This is a genomic window from Sandarakinorhabdus sp., from assembly GCF_031430775.1.
GTDB lineage: Bacteria > Pseudomonadota > Alphaproteobacteria > Sphingomonadales > Sphingomonadaceae > Sandarakinorhabdus.
This window is the reverse complement of sequence record NZ_JANPCD010000145.1, coordinates 11,962-34,130: the sequence shown is the minus strand read 5'-3', so window position 1 is coordinate 34,130 and position 22,169 is coordinate 11,962. Positions and strand designations below refer to the sequence as shown.

19 protein-coding genes and 1 pseudogene are annotated in these 22,169 nt (G+C 65.6%); 13 read left to right on the top strand and 7 right to left on the bottom strand.

Annotation, left to right across the window (positions count from 1 at the left end):
• Positions 1–30: 30 nt before the first annotated feature.
• The 6 genes and pseudogenes from RMQ73_RS09125 to RMQ73_RS09100 all read left to right on the top strand — a co-directional run bounded on the left by RMQ73_RS09125 (position 31) and on the right by RMQ73_RS09100 (position 7,836).
• Positions 31–2,790: pseudogene (locus tag RMQ73_RS09125) on the top strand (ATP-dependent DNA helicase).
• Positions 2,787–3,335: a histidine phosphatase family protein gene (locus RMQ73_RS09120; protein WP_310497854.1), complete on the top strand. Its 549-nt coding sequence runs from the start codon at positions 2,787–2,789 to the stop codon at positions 3,333–3,335. The pseudogene RMQ73_RS09125 and the gene RMQ73_RS09120 overlap by 4 nt, the downstream one beginning before the upstream one ends.
• 112 nt (positions 3,336–3,447) lie before the next feature.
• Complete coding sequence (locus RMQ73_RS09115) at positions 3,448–5,448, top strand: type VI secretion system tip protein TssI/VgrG (RefSeq protein ID WP_310497853.1); 2,001 nt, start codon at positions 3,448–3,450, stop codon at positions 5,446–5,448.
• Positions 5,448–6,023, top strand: coding sequence for a DUF6931 family protein (locus RMQ73_RS09110; RefSeq protein WP_310497852.1), 576 nt, complete (start codon positions 5,448–5,450; stop codon positions 6,021–6,023). Before RMQ73_RS09115 ends, RMQ73_RS09110 begins: the two co-directional genes overlap by 1 nt.
• Before the next feature lie 8 nt (positions 6,024–6,031).
• On the top strand, positions 6,032–7,543 hold the full coding sequence (gene tagH / locus RMQ73_RS09105) for a type VI secretion system-associated FHA domain protein TagH (protein ID WP_310497851.1): 1,512 nt from the start codon (positions 6,032–6,034) through the stop codon (positions 7,541–7,543).
• Positions 7,544–7,545: 2 nt separating this feature from the next.
• Positions 7,546–7,836, top strand: a complete 291-nt coding sequence (locus tag RMQ73_RS09100; protein WP_310497850.1) for a PAAR domain-containing protein — start codon at positions 7,546–7,548, stop codon at positions 7,834–7,836.
• A gap of 1 nt (position 7,837) precedes the next feature.
• On the opposite strand, the gene RMQ73_RS09095 is transcribed toward RMQ73_RS09100, so the two are convergent.
• The 7 genes from RMQ73_RS09095 to rpsD all read right to left on the bottom strand — a co-directional run bounded on the left by RMQ73_RS09095 (position 7,838) and on the right by rpsD (position 15,564).
• Positions 7,838–8,572, bottom strand: a complete 735-nt coding sequence (locus RMQ73_RS09095; RefSeq protein ID WP_310497849.1) for a phosphoadenylyl-sulfate reductase — start codon at positions 8,570–8,572, stop codon at positions 7,838–7,840.
• The gene (locus RMQ73_RS09090) at positions 8,565–8,993 is read right to left on the bottom strand and encodes a DUF934 domain-containing protein (protein WP_310497848.1); all 429 of its coding nucleotides are present in this window, start codon (positions 8,991–8,993) and stop codon (positions 8,565–8,567) included. Before RMQ73_RS09090 ends, RMQ73_RS09095 begins: the two co-directional genes overlap by 8 nt.
• Positions 8,986–10,626, bottom strand: coding sequence for a nitrite/sulfite reductase (locus RMQ73_RS09085; RefSeq protein WP_310497847.1), 1,641 nt, complete (start codon positions 10,624–10,626; stop codon positions 8,986–8,988). The genes RMQ73_RS09090 and RMQ73_RS09085 overlap by 8 nt, the downstream gene beginning before the upstream one ends.
• Positions 10,626–10,922: a DUF2849 domain-containing protein gene (locus RMQ73_RS09080; RefSeq protein ID WP_310497846.1), complete on the bottom strand. Its 297-nt coding sequence runs from the start codon at positions 10,920–10,922 to the stop codon at positions 10,626–10,628. Before RMQ73_RS09080 ends, RMQ73_RS09085 begins: the two co-directional genes overlap by 1 nt.
• Positions 10,919–11,695 carry a uroporphyrinogen-III C-methyltransferase gene (cobA, locus tag RMQ73_RS09075; protein WP_310497845.1) on the bottom strand — a complete coding sequence of 259 codons (777 nt, stop codon included), beginning with the start codon at positions 11,693–11,695 and terminating at the stop codon, positions 10,919–10,921. Before cobA ends, RMQ73_RS09080 begins: the two co-directional genes overlap by 4 nt.
• A gap of 217 nt (positions 11,696–11,912) precedes the next feature.
• Positions 11,913–14,432, bottom strand: coding sequence for a ribonuclease E/G (locus RMQ73_RS09070; RefSeq protein WP_310497843.1), 2,520 nt, complete (start codon positions 14,430–14,432; stop codon positions 11,913–11,915).
• A 520-nt stretch (positions 14,433–14,952) separates the two neighbouring features.
• Positions 14,953–15,564, bottom strand: a complete 612-nt coding sequence (gene rpsD, locus RMQ73_RS09065; RefSeq protein WP_310497841.1) for a 30S ribosomal protein S4 — start codon at positions 15,562–15,564, stop codon at positions 14,953–14,955.
• 247 nt (positions 15,565–15,811) lie between these two features.
• On the opposite strand from rpsD, the gene rpoZ reads away from it, so the two are divergent.
• The 7 genes from rpoZ (at position 15,812) to lepB (ending at position 22,151) form a co-directional block, all read left to right on the top strand.
• Positions 15,812–16,153, top strand: a complete 342-nt coding sequence (gene rpoZ / locus RMQ73_RS09060) for a DNA-directed RNA polymerase subunit omega (RefSeq protein WP_310497840.1) — start codon at positions 15,812–15,814, stop codon at positions 16,151–16,153.
• A 188-nt stretch (positions 16,154–16,341) separates the two neighbouring features.
• On the top strand, positions 16,342–18,444 hold the full coding sequence (locus tag RMQ73_RS09055) for a bifunctional (p)ppGpp synthetase/guanosine-3',5'-bis(diphosphate) 3'-pyrophosphohydrolase (RefSeq protein WP_310497839.1): 2,103 nt from the start codon (positions 16,342–16,344) through the stop codon (positions 18,442–18,444).
• Positions 18,445–18,555: 111 nt separating this feature from the next.
• Positions 18,556–19,131, top strand: a complete 576-nt coding sequence (gene pyrE, locus RMQ73_RS09050) for an orotate phosphoribosyltransferase (RefSeq protein ID WP_310497838.1) — start codon at positions 18,556–18,558, stop codon at positions 19,129–19,131.
• Positions 19,128–20,180: a serine hydrolase domain-containing protein gene (locus RMQ73_RS09045; protein ID WP_310497836.1), complete on the top strand. Its 1,053-nt coding sequence runs from the start codon at positions 19,128–19,130 to the stop codon at positions 20,178–20,180. Before pyrE ends, RMQ73_RS09045 begins: the two co-directional genes overlap by 4 nt.
• Positions 20,177–20,911, top strand: a complete 735-nt coding sequence (locus RMQ73_RS09040) for a pyridoxine 5'-phosphate synthase (RefSeq protein WP_310497835.1) — start codon at positions 20,177–20,179, stop codon at positions 20,909–20,911. The genes RMQ73_RS09045 and RMQ73_RS09040 overlap by 4 nt, the downstream gene beginning before the upstream one ends.
• The gene (gene acpS / locus RMQ73_RS09035; protein ID WP_310497834.1) at positions 20,908–21,330 is read left to right on the top strand and encodes a holo-ACP synthase; all 423 of its coding nucleotides are present in this window, start codon (positions 20,908–20,910) and stop codon (positions 21,328–21,330) included. The genes RMQ73_RS09040 and acpS overlap by 4 nt, the downstream gene beginning before the upstream one ends.
• Entirely contained in the window at positions 21,327–22,151 is an 825-nt protein-coding gene (gene lepB / locus RMQ73_RS09030) for a signal peptidase I (protein WP_310497833.1), read from the top strand. Before acpS ends, lepB begins: the two co-directional genes overlap by 4 nt.
• The last annotated feature ends 18 nt before the right edge of the window (positions 22,152–22,169 follow it).

Genomic DNA, 22,169 nt, shown 5'->3' with positions numbered 1-22,169 from the left:
GCAAGCGGTGAAGCGCCGGGGCGGCTGCGCATGATCGGCATTCCCGCGCTTGTTGCCACGCACGCCGGTGCCTGGATCGCCGATGGTGATGGCGTGGTTGCCGCAGTCGGGCGCGGCGCCGCCATCGCCCGCGCCGCTGAGACCCCGCATCTGTTGCTGAACGCGCCGGTCACCGCCAGCCGGCTCGGCTATCCCGAACTGTCGGGGCTGGACCTGCTGGAATTGTTCGCATTCGTGCATCCGGCGCGCTTTGCCGTGCCAACGCCGCGCGGGCTGGCCACTGCGCTGGGCATCGACCCGCCGGCGGGGGACAGCGACGCCGGTTTTCTGGCGCGCGCTGCTGATGCGATGATCGACAGCTGCGATGATCCGGCCTGGCCGCAGCGTGCCGGCGCCTGGGCGATATTGCAGTCCTTGGGCCGCGCGCGCTGGCCATGGGCCACCATGCTCGCGCGGCGGGTCCGCCGGCCCGAGCCGCCGGAACGCAGCGTCTTTTCCAGCATCGCGCGCTGGGACGAGGCGCCGCCGCGCCCGCCGCCGCGTGCCATCACCCTGACCGATGATGACGTGACAGGGGTGCTTGGTGCCATGCTGGGGCCAGGCGCGGAACGCCGCGAGGGGCAGTGCGGCCTGGCGCTGGCCGCTGCGCAGATCTTTGCGCCGCGCGATGCTGCCGGCGCTCCGCACATGGTGCTGGCCGAAGCCGGAACCGGCATTGGCAAAACCATTGGCTATCTGGCGCCGGCCCGGGCGTGGTCGGCGGCGGCCGATGGCGCCGTCTGGCTGTCGACCTATACCAAGGCGCTGCAACGCCAACTGGATGCCGAGGCGGCGCGCGCCTATCCCGATGCCGAGGCGCGGCGCACGCGCGTGGTGGTCCGCAAGGGCCGCGAGAACTATGTTTGCCTGCTGAACCTCGAAGATGCCGTGCAGGGCGGCTTTGCCGGCCGGGCCGCCATCTTTGCCCGGCTTGCGGAACGCTGGGCGCAGTATAGCCGTGACGGCGACATGGTCGGCGGCGACCTTCCCGGCTGGCTGCCGGCGCTGTTCGGCCGCACCAGTTTTTCCGGCCTTACCGACAGGCGCGGCGAATGCATTCATGCCGCTTGCCCGCATTACCGCAGTTGTTTCATCGAGCGCGCGACCCGGGCATCCGCCGGTGCTGACATGGTCATCGCCAATCATGCGCTGGTGATGATCAATGCCGCCGGTGGCCGCGCCGAAAGCGGCAGCATGACCCGGCTGGTGTTCGATGAAGGCCATCACCTTTATGATGCCGCCGACGCGACCTTTGCCGTGGCGCTGTCGGGACGTGAAGCCGTGGAATTGCGCCACTGGCTGCTGGGACCGGAACGCAGCACGCGCGGCCGGCGGCGCGGTCTGGCGGCGCGGCTTGCCGATCTCGCCAGCTATGAACAGGCCGGCGCCGATGCCGGGTAGCACGTCATAGGCGCGGCCTCGGCGTTGCCGGCCGAAGGCGGGCTGGCGCGGATCGTGCAGGACACGCCCGAAGGCCCGATCGAGAGCCTGCTTGCCGCCGTGCGCACGCAGGTGCTGGCGCGCAGCGAGGGCTGCGCCCAGGCCGATGCCGGCTATGGGCTTGAAACCGAAATCGCCGATGTGCTGCCGGTGCTGGTCGATGCCGCCGGCGCCGCCATCGCCGCGCTGCAACGCATTTGCCAGCCGTTGCTGGCGCTGGAATCGCGCATCAAGGCGTTGCTCGACGACCCGCCCGACTGGCTTGATGGCTCGGGCCGCGCCCGCATGGACGGCGCCGCCGCCGGCATCCGGCAACGCGCCGACTTGATCGGCGCCTGGCAGCAATTGCTGACAAGGCTGGGCGGCCCGGCCGACCCGCGTTTCATCGACTGGCTCGAACTCGCGCGCGCCGAAGGGCGCGAGCTGGACATCGGTATTCACCGCCGCTGGACCGACCCGATGCTGCCCTTTGCTTCGGCGGTGCTGGCTCCAGCGCACGGCGTGCTGGTCACATCGGCGACGCTGCGCTCCCGGCCCGATGCCTTGAGTGATGACTGGACCGATGCCGACGCCCGCTCCGGCGCCGTGCATCTGCCGCGCCCGGCCCGGCATTTCGCCGCCGCCAGCCCATTCGACTATGCCGGCAATGCCCGCGTGCTGGTGGTTACCGATGTCAAACGCGGCGATGTTTCGGCGCTGGCCCAGGCCTATCGCAGCCTGATCGAGGCGGCGGGCGGCGGTACCCTTGGGCTGTTCACGGCGATTTCCCGGCTCAAGGCGGTCAACGCCCGCATCGCGGACCCGCTCGCCCGCGCCGGATTGCCGCTGTATGCCCAGCACGTCGATCCGATCGACACTGGCACGCTGGTTGATATCTTCCGTGCCGAACCGCGTGCGTCCTTGCTGGGTACCGATGCCTTGCGCGACGGCGTTGATGTGCCCGGCGAATCGCTGCGCCAGGTCATTATGGAGGGTGTGCCATGGCCGCGTCCGACCGTATTGCACGGTGCCCGCCGGGCGGCCTATGCCGGTATTGCCGGGTCAGGCGGCGGCACGGCCTATGACGACCGGGTCAGCATGGGCCGGCTGGCACAGGCGTTCGGGCGGCTTATTCGCCGCGCCGATGATCGCGGCACCTTCGTGCTCATCGGCCCGGCAGTGCCCAGCCGGTTGCTGGGCGCCTTTCCGCAGGGCGTGCCGATCAGCCGGGTGACTTTGGCGCAAGCGACCGAAATCGTGCGCGCCGGCTTTACGGATGCCCCCGGGCAAGGCCATGGTGCGCCCACACCCCAGACCAGGAACGAGTGTTGAAGACGCTGACCCTGCTGCGCCACGCAAAATCGGGCTATGACGATCCGTTGCTGCGCGACTTTGACCGGCCATTGAACGATCGTGGTCGCCGGGCGGCGACGCGAATCGGCGGCTGGCTGCGCAACGCACAGGATCGCGGCACCATGCCCGACATCCGTCATGTCATGGCCTCGCCGGCGGTGCGCGTGCGCCAGACCATCGAAGGGATTGAATCCGGACTGGGTCGGCCGCTGGCACCGATCTATGAACGCCGCATCTATCTGTCCTCGTCTGCAACGCTGGTCGAACTGGTGGCGGGTTTCCCCGATGACCAGGCCCATGCCATGCTTGTCGGTCATAATCCGGGGCTGGAGGACCTGTTGCTTGAACTGGTGCCGCCCGGCGGCGCATTGCGGGCCGAGGCCGAGCTGAAATATCCCACCGCCACCCTTGCCCGGCTCGACATCGCCATCGACCGCTGGGCCCAGATTGGTGGCGGCCGCGCCGAACTTGCGCATTTCATCCGCCCGCGCGACCTTGATCCCGCATTGGGCCCAGACGACTGATTTTGAAGCGGCATTGCGCGCGGGGCCCGTTGCCTGCCGGGTGCGCAGAGCCTTGTTGCCTGCCCGTGCTACCATGCTATGGTTGCCTCCCGATGAGTTGGGGGGGAGTGCCATGGCGGCAAACAGCGATCGCATCGGCAAGGTTACGACCACGCCCGACAAGGGGCTGCTGCTCACTGGCATGACAGCCGTGGAACGGCTCAGCGAGCTGTTCCGCATCGAGCTTGAAGTCGTCAGCCGCGGTGGCCCTGCCGACCTGCACCCCTCGCTGGCCAAGCCGGTGACCGTCAGTTTCACTGGGCAAGACCATGTTTCGCGGCATTTTCACGGCATTTTGTGCGAATATTCGGAACTGGGCCGCGAAAATGATGATGAGGATTTCCTCTATCGGCTGGTTGTGCGGCCCCAACAGTATCTGCTGTCGTTGAACCGCAAATCACAGATCCATTTCAACAGGACCATGGCGCAGCTGGTGCAGATGCTCGGCAACCAGCAGCAGAAATTCAGCGCCAGCTATCCAGCCACCGAATATCGCGTCCAGTATGACGAGAGTGATTTTGCCTTTGTTTCCAGGCATATGGAACGCGAGGGCATTTATTATTTCTTCGAACATACCGACAGTGCCCACAAACTCGTCGCTGTCGATGCCCCCGCTGCCCATACGCCGATGGACCCGCCCAAGGCGCGGCTTGGCGGCGGCGCGATGGGCGACGACAAGGAGGCGGCGCTGTGGTCGCTGCACGAAACCCGCCGCGTCGCGCCCACCGGCTATTCGGTGGATGACTATGATTTCACGACGCCGACCCGCAATCTCAAACAGCAGAAACAGATCGCCAATGTCGCCTCTGGCGCCAACCGCTGGCGCAGCGCCCAGGCCGCCGACGTGTCCGGTAATATCGCCGAACGCTATGAATATCCCGGCAATTTCGGCACGTCGACGCTGGCCAATGGCACCCGCTATGCCACCGTCCGCATTGAATCCGACCGGGCCGATATGGCGCGCAGCGTTGCCGAGGGCAATTTGTTCGCTGCTGCTGTGGGCCGCAAGCTCAAGATCGCCTTTGACGAAAGCGGTGCCGGCCATTCGTTCATGGCGGAAACCGAATATCTTGTTGTCGGCACCCGTCATGTCTACCGGGCCTCGGGCTTTCGGTCGGGCGGCGGCGGCACCGAGGACATGCGTGTCGAACTGGAACTGATGCCGGCGCGCCACCCGTTCCGTCCGCCGCTGTCCACGCCGATGCCGCGCATTCAGGGCCCGCAGACCGGCGTTGTCGTCGGCCCGCCCGGCGAGGAAATCCACACCGACAAATATGGCCGTGTGAAGGTGAAATTCTTCTGGGATGTGCAGCCCTATGAGGCTGGCGGCACGGTGCCGGACCGCAGCATCTTCCTGCGCGTCGTGCAGACAAGCGCCAGCAAGGGCTTTGGCGCGTTCATCATCCCGCGCATGGGCGATGAAGTCATCGTCGAATTCCTCAATGGCGACCCCGACCGGCCGATCGTGACGGGCGCGGTTTATAACGAGGACAATCTGCCGGCCTTTGGCACGGCGCCGGCCAATCCGCTGCAGGGCATCCGGACCAACAGCACCAAGGGCGGCGGCGGCTTCAACGAAATCCGGCTGGACGACACCAAGAGCAGCGAAGTGTTCTCCGTGCAGGCCCAGAAGGACCTCAAGACCCTGGTGCTCAAGGGCGATGAAACTCGCGACATCAAGGAAGGCAATCGCACCACCACCATCGACAAGGGCGATGAGACCATGTCGGTGAAAACCGGCAAGCGCACCACGACGATCAAGGCCAACGAGACGCTGACCGTCGAGCAGGGCAACCGCGCCGCCGAAATCAAGATGGGCAACGACAGCCTTAAGATCGCCATGGGCAACCGCACCATCAAGCTCGACCTCGGCAAGGAGGAGACCGAAGCGATGCAGAGCATCGAGTTCAAGGTCGGCCAGAGCTCGATCAAGATCGACCAGATGGGGGTCACCATCAAGGGCATGATGATCAAGGTCGAAGCCCAGATGATGTACGAATCCAAGGGCCTGATGATGAAGCAGGAAGCCAGCGCCATTCACATTGTGAAGGGCGCCATGGTGATGATCAACTGATGGCCAGCATTGCCCCATCCCGCCCCTGGCCGCGCGTCAAATGGACCCGCGCCGGGCAACTTGCAGCCATTTTCGATGGGCTTGTCGAACTGGACGGCCTGACCGAAGCGCCGCCGCAGGAGGCATTTTCCGTGCTGCGGCAGCGCGACATCCATCAGGCGACGCGGTTCATAGCGCATTGCCTGCCCCGGCTTGATGCCATCGCATGGGCGGCTGGCTGCCTGGCCGCCATGGACAATGTCACCAGCGCGCGCCGTCTGGCTGCGCGCAAGGCCGTGTCGCGTTGGCTTGCCGAGCCGTCCGATGCCAATCGCCGCCTTGCCTATCAGGCCGGCGAGGCCGCCAGCTTTGCCACGGCCGAGGGTGCCGCCTGCCTGGCGGTGTTCCTGTCTGGCGGCAGCCTGGCGCCGCCCACTCAGGAGCAGGGTGTGCAGCCCGCGGCTGGCAATTTCGGCCAGGCCGTGGCCGGCGCCGTCATGCTGGCGACCCTCAACGACGATGCCCCCCGGTTTGCCGAGCGTCTGGCCCGTGCCCTCGACACCGCTGAACAGCTTGCGGCGCAAGACCGGACCTAGGACCGACCATGAGTTGCACGCTGACCATCGAGAATGTTTCAAGCCTGGCATCGGGCGACCCTTGCACCATGGTGCTGAGCGAACACGGCCTTGTCATCGGCCGCGCTGCTCATGCCGACTGGACTCTGCCCGACCCCCGCAATTTCGTGTCCTCGCTGCACGCCGAGGTCGATTTCGTCGATGGCCAGTATGTGCTGACCGATCGCAGCACCAACGGCACGTTCGTCAATGGCGGCGGCGCGCGCCTTGCCGGCCCGTATGTGCTGCGCCACGGCGATCTCGTCACTATCGGCGGCTATGAAGTGCGCGTCAGCTTGAGCGGCGCCGCAGGTGCTGCGGCCGGCGGCGGGGCCTCGCCGTTTGCCACGGCCGGCGGCGGGCTCGACTGGCTGGCGGCGGCTGGCAGCGGCGCCAGCCGCGCCGCCGACACATCGCGTTTCGGCAAGGAGGCGCCCAAACCGCTGTTCCAGTCCGGTGCCGATCCGCTGATGGCCAATTTTGCGCCGCCCCCGCCAGCGGCGGCCGACCCATTCGGCCTGTCGTCAGCGCCAACAGTTGCGCCAGCGCCGGACCCGTTCGGCCTGTCGCCGCCGCCAGCGCGGCCCCCCGCAAGCCCTTCTCCTGCTGCCGACCCCTTTGGCCTGTCCGGTCCAGCGCCTGCCGCCAGTTCTTTCGGCGCGCCGCAAAGCAGCCCGCCGGCGGCTGATCCTTTCGGCCTTGGCGGCGGGTCCGCTGCTGCGCCTGGCGCCCCCTTCGCGACGCCGCCCGCCGCCCCGGCACCGGCGGCGACCGCTGCCGACAACCCCTGGGCGAAACTGCACGCCTTTGATGCTATTGATTTCGCCACTGCCGCGACCACTGCGGCTGCGCCGCCGCCGGCCATGCCTCCGCCGGCTGCGAATGCTTCGGCGCCAACTGCTGCACCCTCTGTATCTGGCGATGGCGGTGAGGCCTATGCGCAATTCCTCGCCGCTGCCGGGCTGAAACCCAAGGATGTCGGCGACGTGTCCGCCGCTGCTGTGCTCGAATCGGCCGGTCGCCTGCTGCGCCAGACCGCCGATGGCCTCATCCGCCTCCTTGATGCCCGCGCGCGCATTCGCCACCAGTTCGGCGTCGGCGCGCAGGTCACCAGCTTTCAGGCCAAGGGCAACAACCCGCTGAAATGGACGCGGTCCCCCGAACAGGCTGTGCGCCAGCTGGTAGGGGAACCCGACGCCGGCTTCCTGACCGGGCCGCAAGCCGTGCAGGGCGCGTTCGAGGATCTACAGGCGCATGAAGTGGCCATGCTGGCGGCCATGCAGGAAGCCTTGGCGGCGACCGTCCAGCGATTTGCCCCCGATTCGATCCGCGCCCGCGCGCAAGCGAAAGGCGGCTTGCTCCCCGGCGCCAAGGAAGCCGCGCTGTGGCGGGCGTTCGAGACCGAATTTCGCGCCATGGCCGCCGAAAGCGAAGCGGCATATCTTGACCTGTTCGCCCGCCAGTTCCGCGCCGCGTACGAACGCAACATCAAGAAAGGCTGACCATGCCCGGACCGCCTGCCGCCCGCATCACCGACATGCACGTCTGCCCGATGGTCACCGGCATCATTCCGCATGTCGGCGGGCCGATTGCGCTGGGCTGTTTCACGGTGCTGACCGGCATGCTGCCCCAGGCGCGCGTCGGCGACATGGCGGTGTGCGTCGGCCCGCCGGACACGATCGCTCTGGGATCGTTCACGGTCATCGTCGGCGGCATGCCGGCGGCGCGCATCGGCGACATGACTGCTCATGGCGGGGCAATCGTGCTGGGCTGCTTCACGGTTTTGGTCGGCTGATTCAGAACACCGGGTCGTGAATCCCGCATTCGGTCTTGTCCCAGCCGCGCCAGCGGCCTGAGCGTGGGTCTTCGCCGGGCTGGACCTGGCTGGTGCAGGGCATGCAGCCGATGGACGGATAGCCCTGCGCCAGCAGCGGATGGCGCGGCAGATCGCGGGCCGTCATGTACGCTTCGATTCGTGCAGGGTCCCAGTCGGCGAGCGGGTTGATCTTCAGGCGTCCGGCATCGATTTCGAAACGCGGCAGGGTGGTGCGGCCAGCCTGAAAGCCCTTGCGGCCTGAAATCCAGGCTGAAAATGGCGCCAACGCCCGGCCCAGCGGCTCGACCTTGCGCAATGCGCAGCAGCCATCGGGGTCGTAGCTCCAGCGCAAGGACGTCTGGTCGCGCGCCGCTATCAGGCGCGGGTCAGGGCGGAACACGCGCAGGTCATTCAGGCCGAGCCGCTCGGCCAGCATGTCGCGATACGCAAGCGTTTCGCCGAACATCTTCTGGGTGTTGACGAAGATCACCGGCACATCGCGGTCCACCGCCGCCACCAGATCGAGCAGCGCCGCCGATTCGGCACCGAAGGACGAGACGACCGCAACCTGGCCTTTCAGAGTACCGCCAAGCAATTGCGCGAGCATGGCAGCGGTATCCATGCCGGCATAATGCGCAGTCAGGTGCGCCACATGATCGGCGGTGAATGCAGGCGCCGTGTCGATGACATCGATCTGGCGCGCCGCCTCAGCCATGGCGCAGCGCCCAGATCGGTGGCCGGCCATCAGCGGCCTTCATATAGACATTGGAATAGCGTTCGCGCGTCAGTTTCGTGACCGCCGGATCAAGTGGTTTGACGGGCGCAAAGCTGTCGAAGCCAACGCGGACCATGAAGCCGATCTGATCGACCAGCACATCGCCCTGCGCGCGAATTTCGCCGGCATAACCTGCCTCGCGCAGGATACGCGCCGCCGAATAGCCGCGCCCATCGCGAAACTTGGGAAAGCCGATCTCGACCAGCGCCAGCCGGGCAAGATGCGGGACCAGCACGCGCGCATCGTCGCCAGGCTCCAGCCGGACAGCAGCGGTATTGGCGCCGGCTAGGAATTCGGCCAGCGGCACCGGTGCATCGGCCACGACGTCATCGGTGCGCAGGCGCAAATTTGCATCAGCCATATACGGCCTCCTTGAAGGGTGCGGCGCCGAGCCGGCGATAGGTATCGAGAAAACGTTCGGACGGCCCGGCGCGCACGGCGCGATAGCGGTCGATGACCTTGGCGACGGCGTCCACGATGCCGGTTTCGTCCAGCCCCGGACCAAGGATCTTCGCCAGCGAGGCATCTTCGGCGCCTGATCCGCCAAGCAGCAATTGATAGGCTTCCTCGCCCTTTTTATCGACGCCGAGGATACCGATATGCCCGGCATGGTGATGGCCGCAGCCGTTGATGCAGCCTGACACCTTGATCTTCAACTCGCCGATATCGCGCTGCTCCTTGATATCGTTTTCGAACATCGCAGCGATCTTCTGAGCGATCGGGATCGAGCGCGCATTGGCGAGCGTGCAGTAATCAAGGCCGGGGCAGGCAATGATATCGGTGACCAGATCAAGGTTGGCTGTCGCCAGCCCGGCGCCGTCCAGTGCCTGCCACAGTGCATACAGATCGGCCTTGCGGACATCGGCAAGCACCAGGTTCTGGCTGTGCGTGACGCGGATTTCGTCATTGGCATAGCGCTGTGCCAGATCGGCGATCAGGTCCATCTGCGCCGATGAGGCGTCGCCGGGAATGCCGCGCTTGGGCTTCAGGCTGATGGTGGCGATGGCATAGCCCGGCTGTTTGTGGGCGTGGACGTTCTGGTCCACCCACAAGGCAAAATCCGGGTCGGACACATCGATGCTGTCCGGCGCCGCCGTGTCATAATCCGGGCCGCCGAACTGGGCGATGATACGGTCAAGCTCAGCTTGGGGCGCATCCAGGCCCAGCGGCTTCATCGCCGCCCATTCGGCTTCGACCTGGGCTGTGAATTCGGCGGCGCCAAGCTCGTGCACCAGGATCTTGATGCGCGCCTTGTAGATGTTGTCGCGCCGGCCATGGCGGTTATACACCCGCAGGATCGCCTCCATGTACGACAGGTAATCCGCCATCGGCAGCCAGTCGCGGATGACATGCGCCAACATGGGTGTGCGCCCCATGCCGCCGCCGACATGGACGCGAAAGCCCATCTCGCCGGTATTGTTGCGCCGCAATTGCAAGCCGATGTCGTGCAGTTGCAGCGCCGCGCGGTCGGTGTCGCTGGCAGTGACTGCAATCTTGAACTTGCGGGGCAGGAAGGAAAATTCCGGGTGCAGCGTCGACCATTGGCGCAGCAGCTCCGCATAGGGGCGCGGATCGGCGACTTCATCGGCGGCGGCGCCGGCAAACTGGTCGGAACTGATGTTGCGGATGCAGTTGCCGCTGGTCTGGAAGGCGTGCATTTCGACGCTGGCCAGGTCGGCGAGCAGGTCGGGGGTCTGTTCGAGCTTTATCCAGTTGTACTGGATGTTCTGGCGCGTGGTGAAATGGCCGTAGTCGCGGTCATATTTGCGCGCGATGTGCGCCAGCATCCGCATCTGCGCGCCAGACAGCGTGCCATAAGGAATGGCGACGCGCAGCATATAGGCGTGCAATTGCAGATACAGCCCGTTCATCAGCCGCAGCGGCTTGAATTCATCCTCGGTGATTTCGTTGCGTAGCCGGCGACCGACCTGCTCGCGGAATTCCGCGACGCGGGCGTCGACAATGGCCTGGTCGAATTCGTCATAGCGATACATCAGATACTATCCACGGGCAGGCTGGGCAGGGCAAAATCAGGGCGCACGCTGGGGCCGATGGCGCGGACCCGCTCGCGGGTGCTGCGTGGGCGCCAGCCGTCAGGGGCGGGGTCGGCATCGATCAGCGTGACATCATTGATGCGCTCGGCAGCCACAAGGCGCGCGACAAGGGCGTCACCTTCGTCGCCGTTGGCACTACCTTTTTCGCCAAAGGCGACAGCATCACGCAGGTGCAGGCTCCAGTCGCTGCCGTTCCACCACAGCACATCGCCGGTTTCGAGGCGGTTTCCAGTCAATATGCGGGGCATGGCAGGGCCTTTTGTTGGATGTGCGGCGTGAGGCCGAGTGCGGCGACGTCGCCAACGATGATGAGGGCGGGCGAGACCACGGCCTCACGAGACACCAGCCCCGGCAGGTCGGCAAGCAGCGACCGCAACACGCGCATTGTCGGCAATGTGGCGCGTTCGATGACGGCGACCGGCGTATCGGGGGCCAGGCCATCGGCCATCAGTTTCTCGGCGATCTGCGCAGCGCCCGACACGCCCATATAGATGACCAGGGTGCGGCCCTTGCCAGCCAGCCCGGCCCAATCCTGCTGTGACAGGCTGCGGCATTCGCCGGCCACAAAACTGACCATCGAGGCATGGTCGCGGTGGGTCAGCGGCATGTGTGCCGCTGCCGCCGCACCCAGTGCCGACGACACGCCTGGGATGACTTCGACCGGGACGCCGGCGGCTTGGCAGGCCTCGACTTCCTCGCCGCCGCGCCCGAAAATGAACGGATCGCCGCCTTTCAGCCGGACGACGATATGGCCGGCCAGCGCTTCGCGCACCAGCAGCCGCCCGATATCCTCTTGCGGCAGGGTGTGGCGCGCCCGGCGCTTGGACACATCGACCAGCCGGGCGCCGGCGGGCACCATCGCCATGACATCGGCGCCAACAAGACCATCATGCACGATGACATCAGCCGCCGCGATGGCGCGTGCGGCGCGCAGCGTCAACAGATCGGCAGCGCCGGGGCCGGCACCGACGAGCACTACGCAGCCAAGAGAATGAGGGACGGTTTCCATGTCGTGGACATAGGCCGCAGCGCGCCGGCTTGCAGCGAACGCTTTCTTTGGCGCGGCCTAGAGAATTTACGCCGATGCGGCTGGGCAAAGCCGCAGGTGGCAAGCAGCCATGTCCGTTGCGCACCGAATGCTGACCGGAATCGACCGCCGCCCGGAACAGAAAAAGGGGCGCTGTCCCGGTCCGGAACAGCGCCCCTTCATGCTTTGGCGCCGGGTGTCAGCCGAACGTGCGCTGCCACCAGCCCTTTTTGGCCGTGCCCGACGGCGCCGCTTGAGCTGCGTCTGCGGCCAGCTCCGTTGTCGCTTCGGCGATTTCGCCCGGCTCGGCGTCGGCGGGCGCCGCTTCGGCCTTCTTGCGGCTGCGGCGCGGCTTGGGTGCCGCTTCGGCAACAGGTGCCGGTGCAGCTATTTCCGGTGCTGCTGCCGGCGTTTCGGCTTCTGCAACCGGGGCGGCCGCTTCGGCCTTGGGCGCGGCCTTGCGGCGGCGCGATGCCTTGGCCGGTGCGGCTTCGACTTCGGCGGGCGCCGGCGCTACCGGCGGCGCTTGCGTGATCACGGCAGCAGTTGGCGCGGCTTCGTCCGCTGCGGCGGCTGCCGGCTTGCGGCCACGGCGGCTACGCGCCGGCTTGGCTGCGGGTGCATCCGCGTCGGTCGGTGATGCTGCAGGCGGCGCGTCGGCGTCGCCACCAGCGTCGTGGCCGGCTTCTGTGCCTGCCTCACCAGTGCGTTCGACGCCACGGCGGCCGCGGCGGCCACGGCGACGGCGCTTGCGACGCTGGCCGGCATCACCATCGGCGTGCTCGCCGGCTGTTTCACCATCATCGTGGTCGTCATCGCCATCAGCGACATCGCCGGCGTCGGCCTGCTCGGCGCCTGTGTCTGCTGAAGTGTCTGCTTCGGCGGCATTATCCTCGGGCGCGCCCTCGTCCTTGCGGCCACGACCGGTGCGGCGGCGGCGGCGCTTGCCGCCGCGCGCATCACCGCGATCACGGCTTTCGCCGGCCTGATCACCGCCGTCATCCTCGTCATCGCCGTCGGTTTCGACATATTCGTCGGCATCCTCGACGCGCACAATGGCGGGCAGGGTCTTCATCTCGACCTTGCGGGTCGGCGGCGGGCCACCGGCGTCGATCTCGAAATTCGGACCGATCAGCGAATCTTCGGGGCGCGTGACGATGGTGACGCCGTAAAGCTCTTCGAGTTCGGCCAGTTCGATGCGCTTGCGGTTGAGGATGTAAACGGCGACTTCCTCACCGGCGCGCAGCACGAACTCGCTGGCGCGGCCACGCAGGGCCTCGGCCTCGAGCGCGCGCAGGGCGGCAAGCGCAGCAGACGAGACCGACCGCACCATGCCGGTGCCCTCGCACATCGGGCAGATGTGGGTCGAGGCTTCGAGGATGCCGGTGCGCAGGCGCTGCCGGCTCATTTCCATGAGGCCAAAGCTGGAGATGCGGCCGATCTGGACGCGGGCGCGGTCGTTCTTCAGCGCTTCCTTCATCGCCTTTTCCACCTTGCGGGTGTTCGACGAGTTTTCCATGTCGATGAAATCGATGACGACCAGTCCGGCCATGTCCCGCAGGCGCAACTGGCGACCGATTTCCTCGGCGGCTTCGAGGTTGGTCTTGGTGGCGGTTTCCTCGATGCCATATTCGCGCGTCGACCGCCCGGAGTTGATGTCGATCGCGACAAGGGCTTCGGTCGGGTTGATGACGATGTAACCGCCCGATTTCAGCTGCACGACCGGCTGGTACATGCCCTCAAGCTGCGATTCGACACCGAAACGCTGGAACAGCGGCACATTGTCGGCATATTCGACAACCTTGGCCGCATGGCCGGGCATCAGCATCGACATGAAGCGATGGGCCGCTGCAAAGCCTTCTTCGCCCTCGACCAGCACCTGTTCGATCTCGCGGTTGTAGATATCGCGGATTGCCCGTTTGATGAGGTCGCTGTCCTGATGGATCAGCGCCGGCGCCTGGCTGGTCAAAGTGCGTTCGCGGATCTCGTCCCACAGCCGGGTAAGATAATCGAAATCGCGGCGAATTTCCTCGGACGAACGCTTGAGGCCGGCGGTGCGCACGATGGCGCCCATGCCCTGGGGCAGTTGCAGATCGGCCATGATGGTCTTGAGACGCTTGCGGTCGGCCGGGTTGGAGATCTTGCGCGAAATGCCGCCGCCATGCGCGGTGTTGGGCATCAGCACGCAATATCGGCCGGCAAGGCTCAGATAGGTGGTCAGCGCTGCGCCCTTCGAGCCGCGCTCTTCCTTGACGACCTGGATCAGCAGCACCTGGCGGCGGCGGATGACTTCCTGTATCTTGTAGCGGCGGCGCAGGGACTGGCGCTTGCGGCGCAGCGCGTCGGTCGGCTCGTCATGGTGGCCGCCGGTTTCGAGCACGTCATCGGACTCGTTTTCCTCGTCGGCGTCATGATGATGGTCATCGGCCGCAAGCTCGGCCTCTTCGCGCAGCAATGCTTCGCGGTCTTCGCGCGGGATCTGGTAATAATCCGGGTGGATTTCGCTGAAGGCCAGAAAGCCATGGCGGTTGCCGCCATATTCGACAAAGGCCGCCTGCAAGGACGGTTCGACGCGGGTGACCTTGGCGAGATAGATGTTGCCCTTGAGCTGCTTTTTATCAGCAGCTTCGAAGTCAAATTCCTCGATTCGTTGGCCACCCACCACTGCAACCCGGGTTTCTTCTGGGTGGCGGGCATCGATCAGCATGCGTTGTGACATTGAAATGCTCCATGACGCCCGCTGCGCCGGCAAATGCATGGGCGTGGGGGCGCGAATCAAGATGGCCGGACGCGGTCGCGCCTCTGGCCGAGGGAATAGGGATGGAAATGAGGCAGGTGTGGGCCTTGATGTCCGATGCCGGCCAGCAAGGGCGGCGCGAATCGCGCGGGGCCCCGTTCTGGCTATAGGTCAACAACATCCGGTCCCTTCATGTGCAGCCCAGGCTCGACCAAGCCTGACCCAGTCTTTCCGGCGGCATTCGCCAAACGCAGGGCCGATCTATCGGCTGCAGCGCGAAAATGCCGGAAATGGCAGCGGGATACCCGCCGTTGAAAACATGCGTAGCAGCGAGTGCAACGTCGCGCAAGCGCAGGTGTCGGTGTCGGTAAAGGCGGCGGCGATGGCGTGGACTGCGACAGCAGCCGGAAGCGGCAACTTGCTGCGTACAACACGCAAAAGGGGCGCGAGCCTGAACCCGCGCCCCTCTGGCTGCCAGTTGGCGGGAAACCCGCCGCTCGGCTTAACGCGAGTAGAATTCGACGACGAGGTTCGGTTCCATCTTCACGGCATAGGGCACTTCGTCCAGCGTGGGGATGCGGACATACGTGGCCTTGGGACCTTCGACGGACACATATTCCGGCACGTCACGCTCGGCCAGGCCCTGCGCTTCGAGCACGAGTGCCATTTCCTTGGCGCGGCTGCCCAGTTCGATGACGTCGCCGGGCGATACGCGAGCCGAGGCGATGTTGCAGCGGCGGCCGTTGACCAGAATGTGACCATGGTTGACGATCTGGCGGGCAGCAAAGATCGTCGGCGCATATTTGGCGCGGTAGATCACCATGTCGAGGCGCTGTTCGAGCAGGCCGATCAGGTTCTGCGAGGTATCGCCCTTCATGCGGACGGCTTCGGCATAGACCTTGCGGAACTGCTTTTCGGTCACATCGCCGTAATAGCCCTTGAGCTTCTGCTTGGCCTTCAGCTGGATGCCGAAGTCCGAAACCTTGCTCTTGCGGCGCTGGCCGTGCTGGCCGGGACCATATTCGCGCTTGTTGACGGGCGATTTGGGGCGGCCCCAGATATTCTCTCCGAGGCGGCGATCGAGTTTGTACTTGGCACTGGTGCGCTTGGTCATGAAAATTCTCTTTGCTATATCTGCGACAACGAATGTCCCGGTCTCGCCCAACATGCCTGTTGCGTGCTGCGGCCACCGCTTCACCGGGGTGCGGGGCCAGATGCGAAGGGGGCGCGGCTAGGGCATTGCGGCGCTTGAGTCAAGTTTTGACCACGCTTCGGAGCGAGTCCATGACCCTAATTTCTTGACTCTTGCCCGTTCAGCCGTCAGGAGGCTTCTTTCCCGAAAAAGCCGGAGTTTTCGTCCCATGGCGCGCGTTACCGTTGAGGATTGCGTCGACAAGGTTTCCAACCGTTTCGACCTCGTTCTGTTTGCCGCCAATCGTGCTCGCGCCATTTCTGCCGGTGCCGAAATAACCATCGACCGTGACCGGGATAAAAATCCCGTTGTTGCCCTGCGCGAAATCGCCGAGGAAACCGTTCGCCCGGATGGTCTCAAGGAAGCGATCGTCCTGTCGATGCAGAAGGTCCAGGCCGACGACGATGACACACCCGATGTCATCGGCTCGCTGTCGGCATCGGCCGAAGCGCTGCGCATCACGGCTGCCCAGCCGCCGCGCAACCAGAACATGGGGCCAGATTACGAGTGAGCCGGACTGCGTCCAGCGCGCAGCGCTGGATGCGGACCCGGTGAACGGTCGGCCAGCGGGGCGCCGTGCGCTCTGGCGCGGTGAACTCGTCTGACGTTAGCCCGGGCTTTGCCCGGGCTTTTTCTTTCTTGCCGCACCCGGCCCCTTACCGCTTGAACCCCCCGCCATTCCCCCGCACATTGCCAGGAATGCTGCGCCAGTATGAACTTGTCGAACGGGTCAAGGCCTATGACCCCGATGCGGATGAGGATCTTCTCAACCGCGCCTATGTGTTTTCCGTAAAGGCACATGGCTCGCAACTGCGCGCCAGCGGCGACCCCTATTTCAGCCATCCCATCGAAGTGGCGGGTATCCTCACCGACCTGAAGCTCGATGACGAGACGATCGCCACGGCCATCCTGCACGACACCATCGAGGACACGGTGGCCACCGTGGAGGAGATAGAGCGGCTGTTCGGGCCTCGGGTGGCCCGGTTGGTCGACGGTGTCACCAAGCTGTCGCGGATCGAGGCGCAGACCGAAAGCGAGCGCCAGGCCGAGAACCTGCGCAAATTCCTGCTCGCGATGTCCAACGATATCCGTGTGCTGCTGGTCAAGCTGGCGGACCGTCTGCACAACATGCGCACGCTGCATTTCATCAAGTCCGAGAACAAGCGCCGCCGCATCGCCCGTGAAACGATGGACATCTATGCGCCGCTGGCCGAGCGAATCGGCATGTACGGCTTCATGGACGAGTTGCAGGAGCTGGCATTTCGCGAGCTGGAGCCGGACGCGCACCGGCTGATTGCGCTGCGGCTGGAGAAACTGCGCACCGGCGACAAGGACGTCGTGCACCGAATCGCGCGCACCCTTGAAACCTTGCTGTCGGCCAAGGGCGTGCTCGCCGAGGTGCAGGGCCGCGAAAAGCGCCCGTTTTCGATCTGGCGCAAGATGCAGGGCCGTCAGCTGGGTTTCGAGCAATTGTCCGACGTCATGGCGTTTCGCATCGTCGTGGATGATGATGCGGAATGTTATCGCGCGCTGGGTATCGTCCATGGCCGATGGCCGATGGTGCCTGGCCGTTTCAAGGACTTTTTGTCGACGCCCAAGCGCAATGGCTATCGGTCACTGCACACAACGGTGATGCACGCCGAGAACAGCCGCATCGAAGTGCAGATCCGCACGGCGCGCATGCACGAGGAGGCCGAGTTCGGGCTGGCCGCCCATTGGGCCTACAAGCAGGGCGGCGAGGGGGCCGGTGCGCGCGAGGCCTATCCGTGGCTGGATGATCTGCTCGAAGTGCTGCAGGATGCCGCCAGCCCCGAAGAACTGCTCGAAAACGCCCGCATGGCGATGTTTCAGGACCAGGTGTTCGTGTTCACGCCCAAGGGCGCGCTTTATCAGCTGCCGCGCGGTTCGACGCCGGTGGATTTTGCCTATGCCGTGCATTCCGATCTGGGCGACACCTGTGTCGGCGCCAAGGTCAATGGCCGGGTGGTGCCGCTGCGCACCCGGCTGGTCAATGGCGACCAGGTCGAGATCCTGCGATCAAAGACCAAGGCCCCCGACCCGGCCTGGGAAGGCTTTGTCGCCAGCGCCAAGGCGCGCGCGGCGGTGCGCCGCCATGTCCGTCTGAAAAGCCGCGAGGAAAGCCTCGCCATGGGCGAAAAGCTGCTGGATGCATTGGCGGATCATCTTGGTATCGTGCTGAATGACGAGATTGTCGGCCCGGCGCTGGGTCGGCTCAAGCTGCACGACCGGGCAGCACTGTACACCGCAATGGCCCGCAACATCATTTCAGACTCGCAGGTCGCCGATGCCCTGGTGCCGGGGTCTGGCGCGGCGCAGAAACCGAAGAAAACGCGTGGCAAGGCTGCGGCCACGGCCCTGTCGATCCACGGTCTGACACCGGGCGTTGCGTTTGAGCTGGGCGAATGCCGGCCGATCCCGGGCGACCGCATCGTCGGTGTGCGGCATCCTGATGGTCCTATCGTCGTGCACACCATCGATTGCGCGTCCCTTGCCGATGAAAAAGGCGAATGGCTGGAAGTCAGCTGGGGCCCGGAAACTGCCGGTGCTGCGGCGCGGCTGGCGATTGTCGTCCACAACCAGCCGGGCGCACTGGCCAGCCTGGCCGCCAGCCTCGCGGCGAACAATGCCAATATCGTCAACCTGAGCCTCAAGCACCGCGACCGCGAATTCCACACCGACGTCATCGACATCGAGGTCGAGGATGTCCGCCACCTGACCGGCATCATCGCCGCCCTGCGCCAGGTAAAGGCGGTGGTCAGCGTCGAGCGCCTGCGCGGCTGACGCCAGCAGAACAGCCCGAGCGCCTGCGCGGCTGGCGCGAGCCAACATGATTTTACCGAAGTGGCGCCCTGACGCAGTTGCGGGCGGCGCTGGCTCTGCTAGTCCGGACATATGAACGATGACGATATCCTCGCTGAATTCCGCAGCGCCGATGCCCTGCTCGAAGGGCACTTCATTCTGTCCTCGGGGCTGCGCTCGCCGCGATATCTGCAATGTGCCCGGGTGCTGATGGATCCGGCGCGCGCCGCCCGGCTGTGCGGCGCGCTGGCCACAAAGCTGCCCGCGGGCCTTGATATTGCCGCCGTGATCGCGCCGGCGATGGGCGGGCTGATCTGCGGTTACGAGCTGGCGCGGGCGCTGGGCGTGCAATCGATGTTCGTCGAACGGCCCACCGGAACCTTCGAGCTGCGGCGGGGGTTTCGGCTCGAACCCGGCACGCGCGTGCTGATGATGGAAGATGTCGTCACCACCGGGCTGTCCAGCCGCGAGGCGATTGCCGCCATCACCGCTGCCGGCGGTATTGTCGTCCATGCCGCTTCGCTGGTGGACCGTTCGAACGGCACGGCTGATCTTGGCGTGCCGTTCACACCGCTGATCCGGCTGGATGTGCCCAGCTACCCCGCAGATGCGCTGCCATCGGCGCTCGCCGCCATCCCTGCGGTGAAGCCAGGCAGCCGCGCGGCATGATCGCGGCGCTGGCACTGGCCATGATTGCGATTGTGCCCGAAGCATCACCGGCCGGGCGCGTCGCGGCGTTGGCGCAGAGCCAAGGGTTTCAGGGCGAAATCCTGGTGGCGACCGGCGGCAAGGTCGTGCTCGATCACGGCTTTGGAACAGCCGTGCCCGGAACCAGCTTGCGTGCGCGCCAGCCATCGGATTTCCGTCCCGGCGATATCTGGCGGTTCGCTTCGGTGACCAAGCAGATCGTCGCCGCCATCACCATGCAGGAAGTGGCGGCGGGGCGGATCGCGCTCGATGCGCCGGTCACCCGCTATCTGCCCGGTTTCAAGGGGCCGACCGGCAGCAAGATTGCCGTGCGGCAGTTGCTGCGTCACGAATCCGGCCTGCCCAACCCGGATGCGGACCCGGCGACCTTCACGCCGAGTTTCAAGGGCCAGCTCGATCCCCTGACCGGCGTCTGTGCCGGGCCGGTGCGCGACGCGCCGGGCGCCAGTTTCGATTATAACAATTGCGATTACATCGTCGCCGGGCGGCTGCTGGAGGCGGTGACGCACCAGCCGCTGGCGCGGCTGGTTGCCACTCGTATCGCTGGGCCTGTCGGCGCCCGCTCGCTGGCTGTTGCCGGCCCGGCGCGCCAAGGCTTTGTGGATGGCAAGCCGGAGCCGGCGGTCAGCGTGGCCGCCTATGCCGGTGCCGCCAGCCTTACCGGCACGCTGGCCGACTTGTGGCGGTTCGATCAGGCGCTGATCGACGGCAAGCTGCTGCCGGCCGCAGCGCGCGCGCAAATGTGGGATGGCCAGCCGAAACTGGGCTTTGCCGCGCTGGGCGGGTGGGTGTTTTCGGTGCCGCTGCGAGGCTGCAAGGATGCCGTTCGCATTGTCGAGCGGCGCGGCCAGATCGGCGGCGTGCAGGTCCGCAATTTCATCCTGCCCGACCGCAATATCGTCGTGATCGCCGCGACCAACCGCGCCGAAACCGATTTCGGTGAAGTCTGGATGGGCAGCGGCCTGTCGTATGAACTGCTCAGCAACGCAGCCTGCGAGTTTGATATATGACGTCTCATCTCCGGCTTGGCGTGAACATCGACCATGTCGCCACCATCCGCAACGCGCGCGGCGGGCTGCATCCCGATCCGCTGCGTGCTGCCGAAGTGGCTGCGGCGGCCGGCGCGGACGGCATCACCGTGCATCTGCGCGAGGACCGGCGCCATATCACCGATGCCGATCTCGACCGGTTGAGCATCGGCGTGGCGCTGCCGATCAACCTGGAAATGGCCGCGACCGACGAAATGCTCGGCATCGCGCTGCGCCACCGGCCGCATGCCGCCTGTATCGTGCCGGAACGCCGGGCCGAACGCACCACCGAAGGCGGATTGGACGCTGCCGGACAGCACAACACGCTGGCGCCGATTGTTGCCCGGCTGGTCGATGCCGGGATGCGCGTCAGCTTGTTCATTGCGCCCGAAGAACGCCAGTTGGAGGCCGCTGCCCGGCTGGGTGCGCCGGTGGTGGAACTGCACACCGGACCCTATGCGCATGCGACTGGCGACGCCGTTGCCGCCGAACTGGAGCGGCTGGAACGCGCCGTGGCGCTGGGCGCTGCCATGGGGCTGGAAATTCATGCCGGCCACGGGCTGACCTATGACAATGTCCTGCCTGTGGCCCGTATCGCGGCGCTCGCCGAATTGAACATCGGGCATTTCCTGATCGGCGAGGCGGTGTTCACCGGGCTGGATGCCGCCATCCGGCGCATGCGCGGCCTGATGGACTTGGGCCGGGCGGCGTGATCGTGCCGGCTGGCCTTGTCGTCATCGGGCTTGGCTCGGACCTGTGCAACATCGACCGTATCCAGAACAGCATCGACCGTTTTGGCGCGCGCTTTCTGGACCGGGTGTTCACCGAAACCGAAAAGGCCAAGGCCGACCGCCGGCTGATGACCCGCACCGCCACCTATGCCAAGCGCTTTGCCGCCAAAGAGGCCTGTTCCAAGGCGCTGGGCACGGGGTTTCGGCGCGGCGTGTTCATGAAGGACATGGGCGTCGTCAACCTGCCGAGCGGCCAGCCGACGCTGGCGCTGACGGGCGGGGCGCGTGACAGGCTGGCGGAACTGACGCCGGCAGGGCATAAGGCTGCCATTCACCTGACGATCACGGATGATCATCCATGGGCGCAGGCCATCGTGCTGATAACTGCGAGTCCCCTATGACCGAGGCTGTGATGAAGGCGACCAAGAAGCCGACCAATTGGGCGCATGAAGCGTGGCAATTGGGCCTGCTGGCATTGGCCGTGCTGGGCGTGCATTCGGCGGTTGCCAAGCCGTTTTACATTCCGTCGGCGTCCATGCTGCCGACGCTGCTGATCGGCGACCGGCTGATCGTCACCAAATACCCCTATGGCTATTCCTATCTGTCGCCGTCGCTCAATGTGCTGCCCGAAATGTCGGGGCGTTTGTTTGGCAGCCTGCCGGCACGCGGCGATATCGCGGTCATAAAATCACCCATCGCCAAGGATGACTGGATCAAGCGCGTCATCGGCCTGCCCGGTGACACGGTGCAGATGAAGGACGGCCAGCTGTGGCTCAACGGCGTGGCCGTGCCCCGCGTGCGCGTTGCCGACACCGAAGTGAAGGTATCTCCCAATAGCGACTGCATGACCATCGTCGACTCCCAGTACCGGGCCGTCAATGCCGTCGGTGAAGCGGTGTGCCGTTACCCGACCTATCGCGAAACGCTGCCGGGCGGTGCCAGCTATGTGACGCTGGACCTGGCCAACCTGCCGCAGGACAATACTGAGCCGGTTATCGTGCCCGAAGGCCGGGTGTTCCTGATGGGCGACAACCGCGACAACAGCGAAGACAGCCGCTTTCCCGCCGAAGTCGGCGGGCTGGGTCTGTTGCCGCTGGAAAATGTGGTCGGCCGCGCCGAATTCACGACTTTCAGCCTGGATGGCTCGACCGAATATCTCAACCCGGTCAGCTGGTTCAAGGCGCTGCGCAGCGACCGCTGGTTCATCGGCCTGCGCGACTGAAACGCAAGACAGGGGCAC

Bases quoted from the DNA above. Each gene is read 5' to 3' on its own strand.
- RMQ73_RS09115 (WP_310497853.1), top strand. From the start codon at position 3,448: ATGGCGGCAAACAGCGATCGCATCGGCAAGGTTACGACCACGCCCGAC.
- RMQ73_RS09110 (WP_310497852.1), top strand. From the start codon at position 5,448: ATGGCCAGCATTGCCCCATCCCGCCCCTGGCCGCGCGTCAAATGGACC.
- tagH (WP_310497851.1), top strand. From the start codon at position 6,032: ATGAGTTGCACGCTGACCATCGAGAATGTTTCAAGCCTGGCATCGGGC.
- RMQ73_RS09100 (WP_310497850.1), top strand. From the start codon at position 7,546: ATGCCCGGACCGCCTGCCGCCCGCATCACCGACATGCACGTCTGCCCG.
- RMQ73_RS09095 (WP_310497849.1), bottom strand. From the start codon at position 8,572: ATGGCTGAGGCGGCGCGCCAGATCGATGTCATCGACACGGCGCCTGCA.
- RMQ73_RS09090 (WP_310497848.1), bottom strand. From the start codon at position 8,993: ATGGCTGATGCAAATTTGCGCCTGCGCACCGATGACGTCGTGGCCGAT.
- RMQ73_RS09085 (WP_310497847.1), bottom strand. From the start codon at position 10,626: ATGTATCGCTATGACGAATTCGACCAGGCCATTGTCGACGCCCGCGTC.
- cobA (WP_310497845.1), bottom strand. From the start codon at position 11,695: ATGGAAACCGTCCCTCATTCTCTTGGCTGCGTAGTGCTCGTCGGTGCC.
- RMQ73_RS09070 (WP_310497843.1), bottom strand. From the start codon at position 14,432: ATGTCACAACGCATGCTGATCGATGCCCGCCACCCAGAAGAAACCCGG.
- rpsD (WP_310497841.1), bottom strand. From the start codon at position 15,564: ATGACCAAGCGCACCAGTGCCAAGTACAAACTCGATCGCCGCCTCGGA.
- rpoZ (WP_310497840.1), top strand. From the start codon at position 15,812: ATGGCGCGCGTTACCGTTGAGGATTGCGTCGACAAGGTTTCCAACCGT.
- RMQ73_RS09055 (WP_310497839.1), top strand. From the start codon at position 16,342: ATGCTGCGCCAGTATGAACTTGTCGAACGGGTCAAGGCCTATGACCCC.
- pyrE (WP_310497838.1), top strand. From the start codon at position 18,556: ATGAACGATGACGATATCCTCGCTGAATTCCGCAGCGCCGATGCCCTG.
- RMQ73_RS09045 (WP_310497836.1), top strand. From the start codon at position 19,128: ATGATCGCGGCGCTGGCACTGGCCATGATTGCGATTGTGCCCGAAGCA.
- RMQ73_RS09040 (WP_310497835.1), top strand. From the start codon at position 20,177: ATGACGTCTCATCTCCGGCTTGGCGTGAACATCGACCATGTCGCCACC.
- lepB (WP_310497833.1), top strand. From the start codon at position 21,327: ATGACCGAGGCTGTGATGAAGGCGACCAAGAAGCCGACCAATTGGGCG.